The organism is Bacillus sp. GB_SG_008 (assembly GCF_052038115.1).
In the GTDB taxonomy this organism is placed as follows: domain Bacteria; phylum Bacillota; class Bacilli; order Bacillales; family Bacillaceae_G; genus Bacillus_A; species Bacillus_A rhizoplanae.
In genome coordinates, this window is record NZ_JBPZSK010000002.1 from 75,395 (window position 1) to 90,427 (window position 15,033).

At 38.1% G+C, this 15,033-nt stretch carries 14 protein-coding genes, 1 pseudogene and 1 riboswitch; of the genes and pseudogenes, 11 read left to right on the forward strand and 4 right to left on the reverse strand.

The genetic code is table 11. The annotated features are described in order from the left end of the window. Window positions 1–114: 114 nt before the first annotated feature. Window positions 115–327, forward strand: a pseudogene (locus tag ACTDJC_RS05395) (GGDEF domain-containing protein); the annotation flags it as partial. Window positions 328–516: 189 nt separating this feature from the next. On the opposite strand, the gene pdxK reads toward ACTDJC_RS05395, so the two are convergent. After that, window positions 517–1,341 (reverse strand): pyridoxine/pyridoxal/pyridoxamine kinase, encoded by an 825-nt coding sequence (gene pdxK, locus ACTDJC_RS05400; RefSeq protein WP_098310101.1) that lies wholly within the window; start codon window positions 1,339–1,341, stop codon window positions 517–519. A 485-nt stretch (window positions 1,342–1,826) separates the two neighbouring features. Then, on the reverse strand, window positions 1,827–3,077 hold the full coding sequence (locus tag ACTDJC_RS05405) for a chloride channel protein (RefSeq protein ID WP_440602807.1): 1,251 nt from the start codon (window positions 3,075–3,077) through the stop codon (window positions 1,827–1,829). A gap of 413 nt (window positions 3,078–3,490) precedes the next feature. Continuing rightward, window positions 3,491–3,594: riboswitch (SAM riboswitch) on the forward strand. 92 nt (window positions 3,595–3,686) lie between these two features. Between ACTDJC_RS05405 and ACTDJC_RS05410 the strand changes: the two genes are divergently transcribed. The 5 genes from ACTDJC_RS05410 to thrB all read left to right on the forward strand — a co-directional run bounded on the left by ACTDJC_RS05410 (window position 3,687) and on the right by thrB (window position 9,283). Beyond that, entirely contained in the window at window positions 3,687–4,982 is a 1,296-nt protein-coding gene (locus tag ACTDJC_RS05410) for a bifunctional O-acetylhomoserine aminocarboxypropyltransferase/cysteine synthase (RefSeq protein WP_440602808.1), read from the forward strand. Beyond that, window positions 4,963–5,868: a homoserine O-acetyltransferase MetA gene (gene metA / locus ACTDJC_RS05415; RefSeq protein ID WP_440602809.1), complete on the forward strand. Its 906-nt coding sequence runs from the start codon at window positions 4,963–4,965 to the stop codon at window positions 5,866–5,868. Before ACTDJC_RS05410 ends, metA begins: the two co-directional genes overlap by 20 nt. Window positions 5,869–6,009: 141 nt before the next feature. Further along, the gene (locus tag ACTDJC_RS05420; protein ID WP_440602810.1) at window positions 6,010–7,305 is read left to right on the forward strand and encodes a homoserine dehydrogenase; all 1,296 of its coding nucleotides are present in this window, start codon (window positions 6,010–6,012) and stop codon (window positions 7,303–7,305) included. Beyond that, complete coding sequence (gene thrC / locus ACTDJC_RS05425; protein ID WP_440602811.1) at window positions 7,305–8,363, forward strand: threonine synthase; 1,059 nt, start codon at window positions 7,305–7,307, stop codon at window positions 8,361–8,363. The genes ACTDJC_RS05420 and thrC overlap by 1 nt, the downstream gene beginning before the upstream one ends. Beyond that, entirely contained in the window at window positions 8,360–9,283 is a 924-nt protein-coding gene (thrB, locus tag ACTDJC_RS05430) for a homoserine kinase (protein WP_440602812.1), read from the forward strand. The genes thrC and thrB overlap by 4 nt, the downstream gene beginning before the upstream one ends. A 3-nt stretch (window positions 9,284–9,286) precedes the next feature. Here the strand turns inward: thrB and ACTDJC_RS05435 are convergent, their stop codons facing one another. Continuing rightward, a complete protein-coding gene (locus tag ACTDJC_RS05435; protein WP_301287744.1) occupies window positions 9,287–9,907 on the reverse strand; it encodes a YczE/YyaS/YitT family protein in 621 nt (206 codons plus the stop codon). Between the two features lie 133 nt (window positions 9,908–10,040). Between ACTDJC_RS05435 and ACTDJC_RS05440 the strand changes: the two genes are divergently transcribed. The 5 genes from ACTDJC_RS05440 to ACTDJC_RS05460 all read left to right on the forward strand — a co-directional run bounded on the left by ACTDJC_RS05440 (window position 10,041) and on the right by ACTDJC_RS05460 (window position 14,552). Beyond that, window positions 10,041–11,018 carry a LacI family DNA-binding transcriptional regulator gene (locus ACTDJC_RS05440; RefSeq protein WP_440602813.1) on the forward strand — a complete coding sequence of 326 codons (978 nt, stop codon included), beginning with the start codon at window positions 10,041–10,043 and terminating at the stop codon, window positions 11,016–11,018. Window positions 11,019–11,146: 128 nt separating this feature from the next. Further along, a complete protein-coding gene (locus tag ACTDJC_RS05445) occupies window positions 11,147–11,956 on the forward strand; it encodes an SGNH/GDSL hydrolase family protein (protein WP_440602814.1) in 810 nt (269 codons plus the stop codon). After that, window positions 11,953–12,870 (forward strand): ABC transporter ATP-binding protein, encoded by a 918-nt coding sequence (locus ACTDJC_RS05450; RefSeq protein ID WP_440602815.1) that lies wholly within the window; start codon window positions 11,953–11,955, stop codon window positions 12,868–12,870. The genes ACTDJC_RS05445 and ACTDJC_RS05450 overlap by 4 nt, the downstream gene beginning before the upstream one ends. Beyond that, the gene (locus ACTDJC_RS05455) at window positions 12,863–13,855 is read left to right on the forward strand and encodes an ABC transporter permease (protein ID WP_440602816.1); all 993 of its coding nucleotides are present in this window, start codon (window positions 12,863–12,865) and stop codon (window positions 13,853–13,855) included. Before ACTDJC_RS05450 ends, ACTDJC_RS05455 begins: the two co-directional genes overlap by 8 nt. A 19-nt stretch (window positions 13,856–13,874) precedes the next feature. Continuing rightward, window positions 13,875–14,552, forward strand: coding sequence for a uracil-DNA glycosylase (locus ACTDJC_RS05460; protein WP_440602817.1), 678 nt, complete (start codon window positions 13,875–13,877; stop codon window positions 14,550–14,552). 69 nt (window positions 14,553–14,621) lie between these two features. On the opposite strand, the gene ACTDJC_RS05465 is transcribed toward ACTDJC_RS05460, so the two are convergent. Further along, window positions 14,622–14,918, reverse strand: coding sequence for a DUF3817 domain-containing protein (locus ACTDJC_RS05465; RefSeq protein WP_098310089.1), 297 nt, complete (start codon window positions 14,916–14,918; stop codon window positions 14,622–14,624). Between the last annotated feature and the right edge of the window lie 115 nt (window positions 14,919–15,033).

Sequence of the window (15,033 nt, forward strand, 5' to 3'; positions counted from 1 at the left end):
TTGGGAATTGTAGGGGGATAATATACAAAAATAAATAGGAAAAGGGGTACAAAATGGATAGGGATGGAACTTTCATGTGAGTCTTCAAGTTGTAAAAAGACCAGGTATATTTTTATGCTAGATAATCTAGTTGTTAATACAACTATTATCCTTTCTTTTATTTTTGTTGGTATTGTAATGGGAACTTTAGGTGTTCTGCTTATGAAGTTTGGTGTCCATATTGAGGATGTGATGCTAGATTTACGCTATCTTTCTGTTATATTAGCTTTCATCATTATTTTAATTGTACGTTTATTGTTAACGAATTATTCGGTAGGTGCTTCAATCTATGTAGACTCACTGCAGCAATTTATTCAACTTGCAGATGATGCATTATACTCTTCCAACGAAATAGAAGAAATCAAGTGAGTGCTGTTTCATGAAAAATAAAGTCGTCACGTATGGACGACTTTATTTTAAATTTTAATCCCGCTATTCGCGGGCAGTAAGACCCCTACCATTGATTGAAGTTTCACTTTATACAAGCTCTTTTCCAGCTCCAAATTTACGATATGCACCGTGATGAGTTGGACCCACATATTCGTTTAGTTTGAATGAGTGGTGAATTGCAGCTGTAATAAACTCTTTTGCTACTTGCACAGCTTCTTTTACAGATTTTCCTTTTGCTAACTCTGCTGTAATTGCAGCAGCATATGTACAACCTGCACCGTGTGTGTATGTTGTTTCAATTTTTTCAGATTCTAAAATTTCAAATGTTTCTCCATCGTATAATAAATCGATTGCTTTTTCTGTTCCTAGCTTGCTGCCGCCTTTAATAAGTACATATTTTGTACCTAAAGCATGGATTTTTTCAGCAGCTTGCTTCATATCTTCAAGTGAGTTAATTTTTACACCGCTTAGTTGATACGCTTCAAATAAATTTGGTGTTACAATCAATGCTTTTGGAACAAGCACATCGCGTAAGCATTCGTTCGTTTCCGGGTGAAGCGCCTCGTCTGCCCCTTTACATACCATAACAGGGTCTACTACTACGTTTTGTAGATTATGTTTCTCAATTGTTTCAGCAACAAGTTCAATAATTTCAACAGATCCAAGCATACCTGTTTTTAATGCATCAACGCCAACGCCTTCAATTGTCGTTTCTAATTGTGGTTTCAATGTAGACGCTGGAATTGGGAACACATTATGTGCCCAACCGTTATGTGGATCCATTGTTACGATTGTTGTAAGAGCTGTCATACCATATACCCCAAGCTCTTGGAATGTTTTTAAGTCTGCTTGCATACCAGCGCCGCCGCTTGTATCAGATCCAGCAATTGTAAGTGCTTTGTTTAATGTCATTGTGAAAGCCCCCTCAAGTAATATAATGAAAACTACATTTTTATCCATTATATCAATGTTATGAATAACTACAAAGTGAAAAAGTTACTTGCATGTTTTAGAAGAGACTGAATTTGATACAATGAGAAATGAAAATATTGTATGTAGGAGTAGATATGATTAACGACACATTTAAGGCTGGTAGAGGATTTAACAGCAGAAGAAATTATTGCAGCAGGTCTTGAAAAAGCTGTTAAAGTAGCAAGTGCGTTCTAATTAACAAAACAAATGCTATTTAATAGAGCAGTACCAACACTATAAAAGTGCCGGTACTGTTTTTTTATCCCGCTATTCGTGGGCAGTAATACTCCCACCTCAAAATTCGGTGAAAACAAAGAAGATAGGTGGGAGATAAACTGCCCGTAAAAGCCCGATTGGTTCAACTAATAATCAGTGGGGAATGAAGAAAACCCCCACTGCTGGGAGTTTCACTTTATTTTATTATTTTATTTTTGTACCAGTTCTTCTTGTTCATTCTTATTATGATTCGGAAGTGGAAATACATTACCGATCATTGCAGCTCCAATCATTGGTAACAATAAATTAATTGGGAAGAACATGAGTAATAATAATGTCATAGCGATTGGTTTTCGTACTGCATAGCTTGAAATAGCTGTCGTTACAATAGCTACACAAGCAACTGGATCTAATGACGGTATGAGAGTTGCTATAGCATAGCCAATACTTGCACCAGAAAATACAATTGGAAAAATATGTCCGCCACGCCAACCTGTAGTTAAACAAACCGCGGTTATACACAACTTTAAAATCCCTGAAAGAGCCAGTATCCCAAATGATATTCCTGTCCATTCATTTACTAAGTCTTTTAATTGGTGTTCTCCTGAAAACAGTGTATACGGAAGTATAGTTCCTGCAATCCCTAAAAGGATACCACCTATAATCGCTAATGTTAGCTTATATTCTTGAAAAGGATGTACTATTTTTTCTAATATATGTTCGAATTGGAAATAACAGTATCCCACCCCAACACCTATAAAAATAAGAGGGAGAAAGGCAATCCATTCATGGAGTGCAAAAGATCCTTCTCCGAAATTAACAATAAAGGATCCTCGATTATCGAACTGACTGAGAAATAAATAAACAGTAAAACCAGCAAAAGTAGTAGCGAGATATACAATAGTCTTTTTCCCTTTAAAATTTTCAGTGAGTTGTGTATCCTCATGTTCTCTTGGAGCTAAATAACCGAATAGTGGTGCATTAAAAATAACACTTAAAGCAGCGCCAATCCCAAATTCTGTTAGTTCGTGCATTCCTTTTAAAGTAAATTTAAAGCGATCACCAACCCACGTACAAAGCCCACCTATAATCCCAACAAGTGCTGCTTCCGGTCCTAAGCTTGCGCCAAATACTAAAACAATAATAGCTGTTAACGTAGCTTTATGCACAAAATGGTACTCGATTCTACCTGTTTTCTGATATTCAGCCATGGTCTCTGGCATTAAACGAGGATATGTACCGAAATACTTCTGTGTCAGTCCGACAAGAACACCACCAATTACTGTTACACAAATTGTGTAATAAGAGGGTGATCCTAATTCTTTAGGTAAATATTCCCAAATAAACTGGATTCCAACATTTGTGATAACTAAAAATAACCAGACTATAGCACCAACTATAGCACCTAGAAATATACCGTACATGATGAGTAAATAGTGCATGTTTCTCCTAGTAGCCATTTTTTATGCCTCCTTTATGTTACATCCTATTATGAAAAAGTTAGAGATTCTGATACGAAAATAATTGGATAACTCATTCAATATGAATATTATCTTTTTTAAAGAGCTACTTATTCAAAGTATATTACAAAAATCAGCATCATTATTGTATGAAACCCTGAACTAGTCATAATTTTAATCATGTTTATACATATATTTTGATGCTTGCTAAAATTAAGTATAACTCTTTAATTTTACATAGTAAGTAAAGTTTTTGAAACGTTTTTTTTGTTTTTAGTATAGAATATCAATGTTTTTTTAATATAATTTAAAGTTTGAGAATGAACAAACGGATTGTTGTTATTTTTACAAAGATTCAGAAAAATAATTGACACTAGGAAATATTTGCTATAAAATCAACGGTAATTGCATAAGTCTTATCAAGAATAGGTGGAGGGACCGGGCCCTACGAAACCTTGGCAACAGCCGTAAAACGGAATTGTGCCAAATCCTGCAGGTATTTCCTGAACGATAAGAAAGGCGACATGTCGAGCGTTTATCTAAGCTGCTTCTTTCTTATTTAGGAAAGAAGCAGCTTTTTTTATGTTAAGAAAGAAAGGGGATTGAGGAATGAGTGATACAAGGGGAAAAGGCACAATTTGTGTACAAGGTGGTTATACGCCGAAAAATGGTGAACCGCGTGTTTTGCCGCTTTATCAAAGTACGACGTATAAATACGATACATCTGACGATTTAGCAGCTCTTTTTAATTTAGAGGCAGAAGGTTATATTTATACCCGTATTGGTAACCCAACGCTTGCGGCGTTTGAGCAGAAACTGACGGAGTTAGAAGGCGGAGTTGGTGCGGTTGCAACTGCATCTGGGCAGGCTGCAATTATGTTAGCGGTATTAAATATTTGCGGCAGCGGCGATCACCTACTTTGCTCATCAACAGTATACGGCGGTACATTTAATCTATTTGCAGTTAGTCTGCGGAAACTTGGCATTGAGGTTACCTTCTTTAATCCAAATTTAGCCGCTGATGAAATTGTTGCTCTCGCAAATGAGAAAACAAAGCTTGTGTATGCAGAATCGCTTGGAAATCCAGCGATGAATGTTCTTAATTTTAAAGAGCTTTCTGATGCAGCAAAAGAGCTTGAGGTGCCATTTATCGTCGACAATACGTTAGCGACGCCGTATTTATGTCATGCATTTGAACATGGTGCAAACATTGTCGTTCATTCTACAACGAAATATATTGATGGTCATGCAAGTTCACTTGGCGGTATTGTCATTGATGGCGGTAATTTCGATTGGAGCAAGTTTCCTGAATTTGTTGAACCAGATCCAAGTTATCATGGTGTGAGTTACGTCCAAAGATTTGGGCAGGCGGCATACATTGTGAAAGCTCGTGTACAGTTATTAAGAGACTATGGAAATTGTATGAGTCCATTCAATGCGTATGTAAGCAATATTGGCTTAGAAACATTGCATCTTCGTATGGAGCGTCATAGTCAAAATGCACTAGCTGTTGCACAGTGGCTATCTCAGCATGAACGCGTTGAGTGGGTCAATTATCCAGGACTTCAAGGTAATGAAAATTATGCATTGGCACAAAAATATTTACCGAAAGGTGCGAGCGGTGTTTTAACGTTTGGAGTAAAAGGCGGTATTGAATCCGCTAAGCAGTTTATTGCAAATGTGAAGCTCGCAGCATTGGTGACGCACGTGGCAGATGCAAGAACTTGTGTGATTCATCCTGCAAGCACGACGCATCGTCAGCTTACTGAAGAGCAGCAGCATCTGGCCGGTGTAACGCCTGATTTAATTCGGTTATCGGTTGGTATTGAAGATGCGGCGGATATTATTGCTGATTTAGCAGAAGCCCTTTCTGGAGGAAAACAGTATGCCGATCATCGTTGCTAAAGATTTACCCGCTCGTAAAGTATTACAAAATGAAAATATTTTCGTGATGACGAAAGAACGAGCAGAAACACAAGATATCCGTGCTTTGAAGATTGCTATTTTAAATTTAATGCCAACAAAGCAAGAAACTGAAACGCAGTTGCTTCGTTTAATTGGAAATACACCGCTTCAGCTCGATGTACATTTACTGCATATGGAATCTCATACATCAAGAAATGTGGCGCAGGAGCATTTAACAAGCTTCTATAAAACATTTCGGGATATTGAAGGGGAAAAATTTGACGGACTGATTATTACTGGCGCTCCGGTTGAAACACTTCCTTTTGAAGAGGTAGATTATTGGGAAGAATTGAAGCAAATTATGGACTATTCGAAGAAGCATGTTACATCGACGCTTCACGTTTGTTGGGGGGCACAAGCGGGGTTGTATTATCACTATGGTGTTCCGAAACATCCGCTTCAGCAAAAGATGTTTGGTGTGTTTGAGCATGAAGTGAAGCAGGAGCATGTGAAATTGTTACGCGGTTTTGATGAAAGCTTTTTTGCACCGCATTCTCGTCATACAGAAGTCCGTGCATCGGATATTCAAAAAGTGCAGGAACTTGATATGTTAGCGACATCTGAAGAAGCTGGTGTTCATCTCGTTATGAGTAAAGACGAAAAGCATATTTTTGTTCTTGGCCATAGTGAATACAGCTGCGAGACGTTAAAGCAAGAATATGAGCGTGATCAACAAAAGGGGCTCGATATTGCTATTCCAAAAAACTATTTTAGGCATGACAATCCATTGGAAAAGCCAGTGGTAAAATGGCGTAGCCATGGGAATCTACTATTTTCAAATTGGCTAAATTACTATGTATATCAAGAAACCCCTTATATTTTGTAAAGGAAACTATACAACACTTGGTAGCGTTTTCTTTGTAAGGAGTGCCTTTTATTATTCGGAATGTTCCAAATATATTGTTTTTTTGAATTTTACCTTATATAATGGCACCTAAATACAATTTTTAGAGGGGTGGACAATATTATGAACGAAATTCGAGTCGGCTTATTAGGTCTTGGAACTGTAGGAAGCGGTGTGGTGCGTATTATTGAAGATCATCAAGATCGTTTAGCGCATCAAATCGGTTGTCCTGTCAAAGTAGCAAAGGTGTTAGTACAAAACATAGAAAAAGAACGTGAGGTCCAATTAACCCCTACATTGTTAACGAAAAATCCAGATGAAATTATAAATAATCCAGATGTTGATGTTGTTATTGAGGTGATGGGCGGTGTAGAAGATGCGAAAGCATATATTTTACAAGCGCTGCAAAACGGAAAGCATGTTGTAACAGCAAATAAAGATTTAATGGCACTTCACGGTGCAGAACTTCTTACTGTGGCAAAAGCAAATCAAGCTGATTTGTTTTATGAAGCGAGTGTAGCAGGCGGTATTCCGATTTTGCGAAGCATTGTGGAAGGTCTCTCTTCTGATCGGATTACGAAAATGATGGGGATTGTGAACGGAACAACGAATTTTATTTTGACAAAAATGTCTGACGAAGGGAGAGCATACGAAGACGTGTTAAATGAAGCACAGCAACTGGGATTTGCAGAAGCAGATCCAACATCGGACGTTGAAGGGTTAGATGCGGCTCGAAAGATGACGATCTTAGCGACACTAGGCTTTTCTACAAATGTAGAACTTCATGATGTGAATGTAAAAGGGATTACATCCATTACGGAGGAGGATATTACATATAGTAAGAGCTTAGGCTATACAATTAAGTTAATCGGCGTAGCGAAGCGTGATGGTGAGAAGTTAGAGGTGACAGTAGAACCAACACTGCTGCCAAATGCGCACCCGCTTGCAGCTGTTCAAAATGAATATAATGCCGTATATGTATACGGCGAAGCGGTAGGAGAAACAATGTTTTACGGACCAGGTGCAGGAAGTTTACCAACAGCAACAGCTGTTGTATCTGACTTAGTTGCAGTTATGAAAAATGTACGCCTCGGTGTAACAGGGAATAGTGCTGTGACTCCGCAATATGAGAAAGTGTTAAAAGAGGAAGACGAAATTTATGTGAAGAAGTTTCTACGCCTTCATGTGAAAGATGAGGTAGGTGTGTTTGCAAAAATTACATCTCTGTTCTCTGAACGCGGTGTAAGCTTCGAAAAGATTATTCAAATGCCATTACAAGAGAAAGGAGCGGCTGAGATTGTCATCGTTACACATCGCGCATCCCTTGCAGATTATGCGTATATTTTAGAAACGCTAGAAACGTATGAAGAAGTGGCTTGCGTGAAAGCGAATTACCGTATTGAAGGAGATGCTCGCTAATGTGGAACGGACTACTTGCTGCTTATAAAGAATATTTACCGATTACTAATCAGACGCCGGCCCTTTCGTTATCAGAAGGAAATACACCACTTGTTTTATTAGAAAACCTTTCAGAAAAATGGGGTGTTTCTGTTTATGCGAAAGTAGAAGGGGCAAACCCGACTGGTTCCTTTAAAGATCGCGGGATGGTTATGGCAGTAGCGAAGGCAAAGGAAGCTGGCAGCAAAACGGTTATTTGTGCTTCAACAGGAAATACATCTGCGTCTGCGGCTGCTTATGCAGCGCGCGCAGGTTTATCTTGTATTGTTATGATTCCGAACGGAAAAATTGCATACGGTAAGTTGGCTCAGGCAGTGATGTACGGAGCTGAGATTATTAGTATTGACGGGAACTTTGACCATGCTCTGCAAATGGTGCGGAAGCTGAGCGACTCATCGCCCATTACACTTGTGAATTCAGTGAATCCGTATCGCATTGAAGGGCAAAAAACAGCAGCATTTGAAATTTGTGATGCACTTGGAAAAGCGCCTGATATTTTAGCCATTCCAGTTGGGAATGCGGGCAATATTACAGCATACTGGAAAGGGTTTACAGAGTATAACGAAAAGCATAGTACGGGTTTACCGGAAATGCGCGGCTTTGAAGCGGAAGGAGCGGCAGCGATTGTACGCGGATATAAAATTGAAGATCCTGAGACAGTTGCCACTGCAATACGCATCGGTAACCCTGCAAGCTGGGATAAAGCCGTTGCAGCTGCCCGTGATTCAAATGGAAAAATTGATGAGGTAACAGATGCAGAAATTCTTCAGGCATATGAATGGCTTGCTAAGTATGAAGGGATTTTTGCAGAGCCTGCTTCTTGTGCGTCGCTTGCTGGTATTTATAAGCAAGTACAAACAGGAAAAATAACAAAGGGAAGTAAAATTGTTGCTGTTTTAACAGGAAATGGTTTAAAAGATCCTAATATTGCAATTGATACGAAAAAAATTCAGCCGCTTGTTTTGCCAAATGATGAAAAGGTTGTGTTTGAACACATTCAAGGAGCTGTCCTGCGATGAAGGCAGCTCCCATGTTTACAATTCGTGTGCCTGCCAGTACAGCAAATCTTGGGCCAGGCTTTGATTCAATTGGCCTTGCGGTAAGTAAATATTTAACGGTAGATGTATTTTCGCATTACAGATGGGAGTGCAAGGCCAAAACACCACTTCTTCAAGGTGTTCCAGAAGATGAGAATAATTTACTGATTGAGACTGCTAGGGGAATAGCCGCTCGTTATAATAAGGAGCTTCCATATTGTAGTCTCTATCTCGATAGTGATATTCCATTAGCAAGAGGACTTGGAAGCAGTGCCTCGGCAATTATTGCTGGGATTGAACTTGCCGATCAGCTCTGTGATTTGCATTTATCTAGCAGAGAAAAGCTATTGATTGCAACGGAAATAGAAGGACATATCGATAATGTTGGAGCTGCGTTATATGGTGGACTTATAATAGGAACGTATGATGGAAAAGATATTGCATTTTTGTCACAGCCTATTCATGATGTAGAACTTGTTGCAGTTATTCCTTCATATGAACTCAAAACAGTTCATTCAAGAGACGTGCTTCCGAGTAAGTTATCGTATATGGACGGCATTCGCGGCAGTGGTGTTGCCAATGTACTTGTAGCAGCTTTATGTAAAGAGGATTGGGTGCTTGCTGGAGAAATGATGAAACAGGATATGTTTCATGAACCGTACCGTAAGCAGCTTGTTCCTGAATTACAAAAACTTCATGAATTAGAGCATGAGAATGTATATGGTGTTTCTTTAAGCGGTGCCGGACCAACTGTGCTTTGTTATGTGAAAAAAGGAAGTGCTCAAGAAGTGAAGGTATGGCTGCAATCTATTTTCAGTCATTGCGTGGTAGAAACGCTTCAAGTTGTAAACGAAGGGGTTCATATTATATACGAACAACAAAAGCCCATTGAAAGCATATAGCTTTCAATGGGCTTCTTGCGTACGACTACTTTGTAAGATTTTTGTACCAATTTGAATAAATGTTTGAATGAGCCAGCCTGTTGTAAAAGATAGAATAATGGTACCAAAATAAATAGGCCCATGTAGCATGAAACTACCAGCTAAAAATAGACAAGCTAGAGAAATTTCTGTTTTCTGAAAGGACCACTTTGTTTTTTCAGAGATTGTTAAAACAAATGCTTCTTGCGGCGCAGTGCCAAGCTGTGATGAAACATAAATACCGATACCTGCGCCGACAGATACATTTCCGCATATAAGTGTTATATAATTTGGAAGAGCTCGAATGCCATCCATTATAAATGCAACGGAGCCAATCATATCAACAAAAACGGAGATTAGCACCATCGTTACGATTGTACCAATTGTAATGCGCTTTCGGTTCATATACAGTACGATAAGGGTAAAGATAAGATTGATAATAAACATCCAAGATCCGATGCTTAAACCAAAATTTTGATATAAAGCAATGAAAAGCGAATCATACGGACTAAGACCAAATGAAGTAATCGTTGTCATCATATTTATACCGAGAGAGAGTAGCAGTAATCCACCTATAAAAAAGATATACTCTAGCTTAATTTTCATAATGAAACACAAATCCTTTCTTAATAAGCTTGCTAGCAAAGGATATAATGTGAAAAGCTTACCAGGTCAAGGGGTACATTTCTAAAATTTTTTTGTATGCGATAATATGAATGATGGGAAGGAGGATTTTATTATGCCAAATATAAAAAAAATCGCAGAAATGGCAGGTGTCTCAATTTCTACCGTTTCACGCGTTTTAAATAATCATCCGTATGTAAATGAGCAAAAACGAAAAGAGATATTAGCAATTATCGAAAAGTTAAATTATACGCAAAATTCGAATGCCATCCATTTAGTAAGAGGGAAAACGAATGTTATTGGTGTTCTCCTTCCGTTTGTAAACAATCAATATTACAGTGCAATTATAGAAGGCATTTCAAGAGAGGCCGCAAAACATAATTACAATATGATGCTTTGTCAAACAGGTTATAGTGCTGATAAAGAAATAGAAATTTTGAATATGTTAAAGATGAAAAAGTTAGATGGAGTCATAATATGTTCGAAAATCAATGATTGTCAGGAGATCGAGAAGTACGCAAAGTTTGGTCCAATTGTGACGTGTGAAGATACGATATCAAATACAATTTCTAGTATTCATATTGATCACTACAAAACGTTTGCATTAGGAATGGAGTATTTAATAGAAAAGGGACATAAACGAATTGGATACTGCGTTGGACGAAGTAATAGTTTCAACAGTCAAAATCGAAAGCAAGCGTACTTGGACGCTTTATCATCTATCCATGTTATGCCGAAAGAGGAGTGGGAGTTTGTAGATTGTTTTACAATAGAGGACGGGAAACGTGTTGTTCAATCACTGCTTCATATGAAAGAGCGTCCAACCGCTCTTCTTGTATCTTGTAATCATATTGCATCTGGTATTGTAACAGCCGCCCAAAAAAGCGGCCTTTCTATTCCAGATGATATCACGATTATTGGTTGTGATGATCAGCAAGTTGCAGAGATACTAGATATTACAACAATTGCTCATTCGAGTGTGGAGGTTGGTGCAGGTGCGTTTACAATTTTGCATGACCAAATTACGAGTAGAGAAAAAGAAGTAAAAAGAATTGAGTTATTTGCGAAATTAACGGAAAGACTTACAACATAAGGAATAAAGTGAAAAGCACAATCTGGATTAAAATGATTGTGCTTTTTTCATAGGCTGATGAAAATCGCTTTTCGAATTTCCATTTGGTATAATATGGTCAATCTATAAGGGGATAAAGGGGTTTTAGGATGAGATCGAAATTTGTGAAAGCTATTTTATTTGTTACACTGGCATCTTTTTGTTTATTTGCTTACGGCTTTATTGCCGGTGTAAATGATGTTCTAAATCCGAAAGTCTCTAAGTTAACTCCCGCTGTGCCAAAAGAAGCAAAAGGGAAACAACAAAAAGGAACGTTACAAATTGTTAGTTTAGGTGATTCTTTAACGCGCGGTGTTGGAGATAAAGAAGGCATTGGATATATTGGACGTATGAAGAATGAATTGCAAACGAAATACAAACAAAAGGTAGCGCTTACAAATTTAGCGGTGAGCGGTGCAAAAATGCCTGATTTACTGAAACAAATGGAAAGCAGCGGCGCCGAGTATGCAATCAAGAAAGCTGATGTGCTTGTTTTGACAATTGGAGGAAATGACTTATTTCCAGGGTGGGAATCGCTTGGGAATCTTGATTTAACGACGTATCGCCCTGATACAGTAACATTTCAAAATAATGCGAAGCAAATTTTATCCAAGCTGCGGCAATTAAATCCAAACAGCCCAATTTTCTGGATTGGTTTGTATAATCCATTTGAAGATGTAGAAGAGCTAAAAGGCTCGTCTCCAATTGTTATTGATTGGAATGCGTCATTAGAAAAAATTGCACTCGATTATCCAAACGTATATGTTGTCCCGACATTTGATATGTTCCAAAATCGTGGTAAGGATTTATTATATTCTGATCACTTTCACCCGAATGAAACAGGCTATACATTCATAGCGGATCGGTTATTACAAAATGTTGTGAGTAAATTAAAGCTTACTGGGGGTGAAGAGAAATGACGACGGTACTATCTGCACGAAATTTAAAAAAAGTAATTAAGAAAAAAACGCTTGTTGAAAATGTATCGTTTGATATACAACAAGGAGAAGTATTTGGTTTTTTGGGGCCAAACGGAGCGGGGAAAACAACAACGATTCGTATGCTTGTCGGTCTTATTCAAGCAACAGAGGGAACAATTTCAATCGGTGATTATGATATAAAAGAAGATTTTCGCGGGGCGATGAGGCAAATTGGGAGTATCGTTGAAAACCCTGAATTGTATACATATTTGACTGGCTTTGAGAATTTAAAGCAATTTGCTCGCATGCTGGGCGGGATTTCTGATGAGCGTATTATAGAAATTGCAAAAATGGTACATCTTCATGAACGCATTCACGATAAGGTGAAAACATATTCACTTGGAATGAAGCAACGTCTTGGGATTGCACAAGCTCTTCTTGGGAATCCGAAACTCCTTATATTAGATGAACCGACGAATGGGCTCGATCCGGCTGGTATTCGAGAACTTCGTGAATTTGTGCATACACTTGTGAAAGAGGAAAACATGAGCGTATTCATCTCCAGCCATTTGTTAAGTGAAGTGCAAATGATTTGTGACCGGGTTGCGATTATTAATAAGGGGAAAGTGATTACGGTAGCAAGGGTTGAAGAATTAGTGAAGCAAGCGAGTGGCCGTATGGAGTGGATTGTTACACCGCTTGAAAAAGCAAAGACAGTGCTTGAAGAATCTGGTGAAGTGACAGAACTTGTAATAGAAGAAGGGCGATTATTATGCCGGATGAATCAAGAGCGTGTAAGTTTTTGCAATAAGAAATTAGTAGAGCACGATGTAGACGTTCATAGTGTAAAAGAAATTGTATTTACATTAGAAGATTTATTTATGGAACTGACAAAGGGGGAGCAACATGCGTGAATTTGCGAACCTCGTCTATAATGAGGCGGAGAAAATATATCGAAAGAAGCGCATCTTAGTAGTCATGCTCATTTTGGCGATATTAATTCCAATTTTTGTGTATGCGCAGTATCGGGAAGTGCAGACGACTATAAAACGTCTTGGTACAAGTGATTGGAAAGTATCGTTGCAGCAGCAAATTGTTGATTCGCAAAATCGTTTAAATAGCTCGCGTCTACCGGAAGAATGGAAAGACTGGCTAAAAGTAAGGATAGAACAGCAACAATATTATTTAGATCATAATATTAATCCAATTGCTCCAGGAGCACCGACTTTTGTACGTTTATTTATTGAACAAGGAATTACGTTATTTATTCCGCTTCTCGTCATGATTGTAGCAATTGATATCGTATCGGGAGAACGGAGCGATGGAACGATGAAAATGCTCCTTACTCGGCCAATTCGGCGCTGGAAAATTCTTTTAAGTAAATACGTGACGATGGTGCTGTTTATTTCGCTCATTTTATTACTTGTTGGTGTTATTTCTTATGTAATATCAGGAATTGTATTTGGTTATTCGGGATGGAGTTTACCGGTGCTGACAGGGTTTGTTACTGAAAAGGATACGTTAAACACAAACTTTGTTCATCTTATTCCGCAGTGGCAATATATTATTATGGCTTACGGGCTTGCTTGGTTTGTTGCGGTTGTCGTCGGCACAATCTCATTTATGGTTTCCGTACTGATTCGCAATACACCGGCTGGCATGGGAGTTATGCTGGCAGCATTAATTGCGGGAGGTATCTTAAATAATTTTGCAACGTCTTGGGAAGGTGCAAAATATATTTTTAGTGTCAATTTATCGTTAACGGATTACTTATCAGGACAGTTACCAGCACTGCAAGGATTATCGATGAGCTTTTCATTACTTAATCTAACAATTTGGGCAGTTGTATCGCTCATTATTGCTTTTGCAGTATTTACAAAACAAGATATGGTCAATTAATACAATAGGAAGTGAAAAAATGGAACAAATACTAAAGAATGATTGGGCACCGTTGCTCGCACCTGAATTTGAGAAACCATACTATCAACAATTACAATTATTTTTAAAAGAAGAATATCATACACATGTTGTATATCCAAAGCAGGAGGATATTTTTAATGCTTTGCATTATACAAGCTATCAAGATACGAAGGTACTTATTTTAGGACAAGATCCATATCATGGGCCAGATCAAGCGCACGGTTTAAGTTTTTCGGTGCAACCTGGCGTACGTACGCCGCCGTCACTGCAAAACATGTATAAAGAATTACTGGATGACCTTGGCTATCCAATCCCGAATAACGGCTATTTAGTAAAATGGGCAGAGCAAGGTGTGCTTTTACTAAATACTGTATTAACTGTACGTCAAGGAGAAGCCAATTCCCATAAAGGAAAAGGGTGGGAAGTTTTCACAGATCGCATTATTGAATTGTTAAATGAACGTGAGAAACCAGTTATCTTTGTGTTATGGGGACGACCTGCTCAGGCAAAGAAAAAGCTCATTACGAATCCAAACCATCATATTATTGAATCTGTTCATCCAAGCCCATTATCAGCACGCCGAGGGTTCTTTGGCAGCAAACCATTTTCAAAAATAAACAACTTGTTAGTAAAACAAGGAGAACAGGAGATTGATTGGCAAATTCCGAACCTCTAAATAAGAGTTCTTTCATTTAGAGATTTATACATTTAAAAAACAGACCACTACATATGTAGCGGTCTGTTTTTATTTATTTTCTTCTTTTTTTAATTTCGCATCTAGTACGAACGTACCAAATGGAATAACAGATGCAACAAGCGCACCAAATGCCCATGACTTTGATTTATGATGAATAGTGGTTACTTGAAAGACAGCGTAGATGAATAGTATAAACAAGACACCATGTGCCATACCTGCTACAGTAACGGCTTTTGCAAAACCTGCAAAATATTTCAGCGGCATTGCGATGAATAGAAGGATGAGAAAAGAAATTCCTTCAAGTACTCCAATAACTCTTAAACGTCCAATCGGTGTTGATAACATAAAATGACCTCCTTATAAGCCTGTCTATGATAAATTTGTATTCTTTTTGTGAATAAAATAGCCTATTTTATTCCATTATAATCGAAAATAAACTTTACACTACAAGAATAGTGCA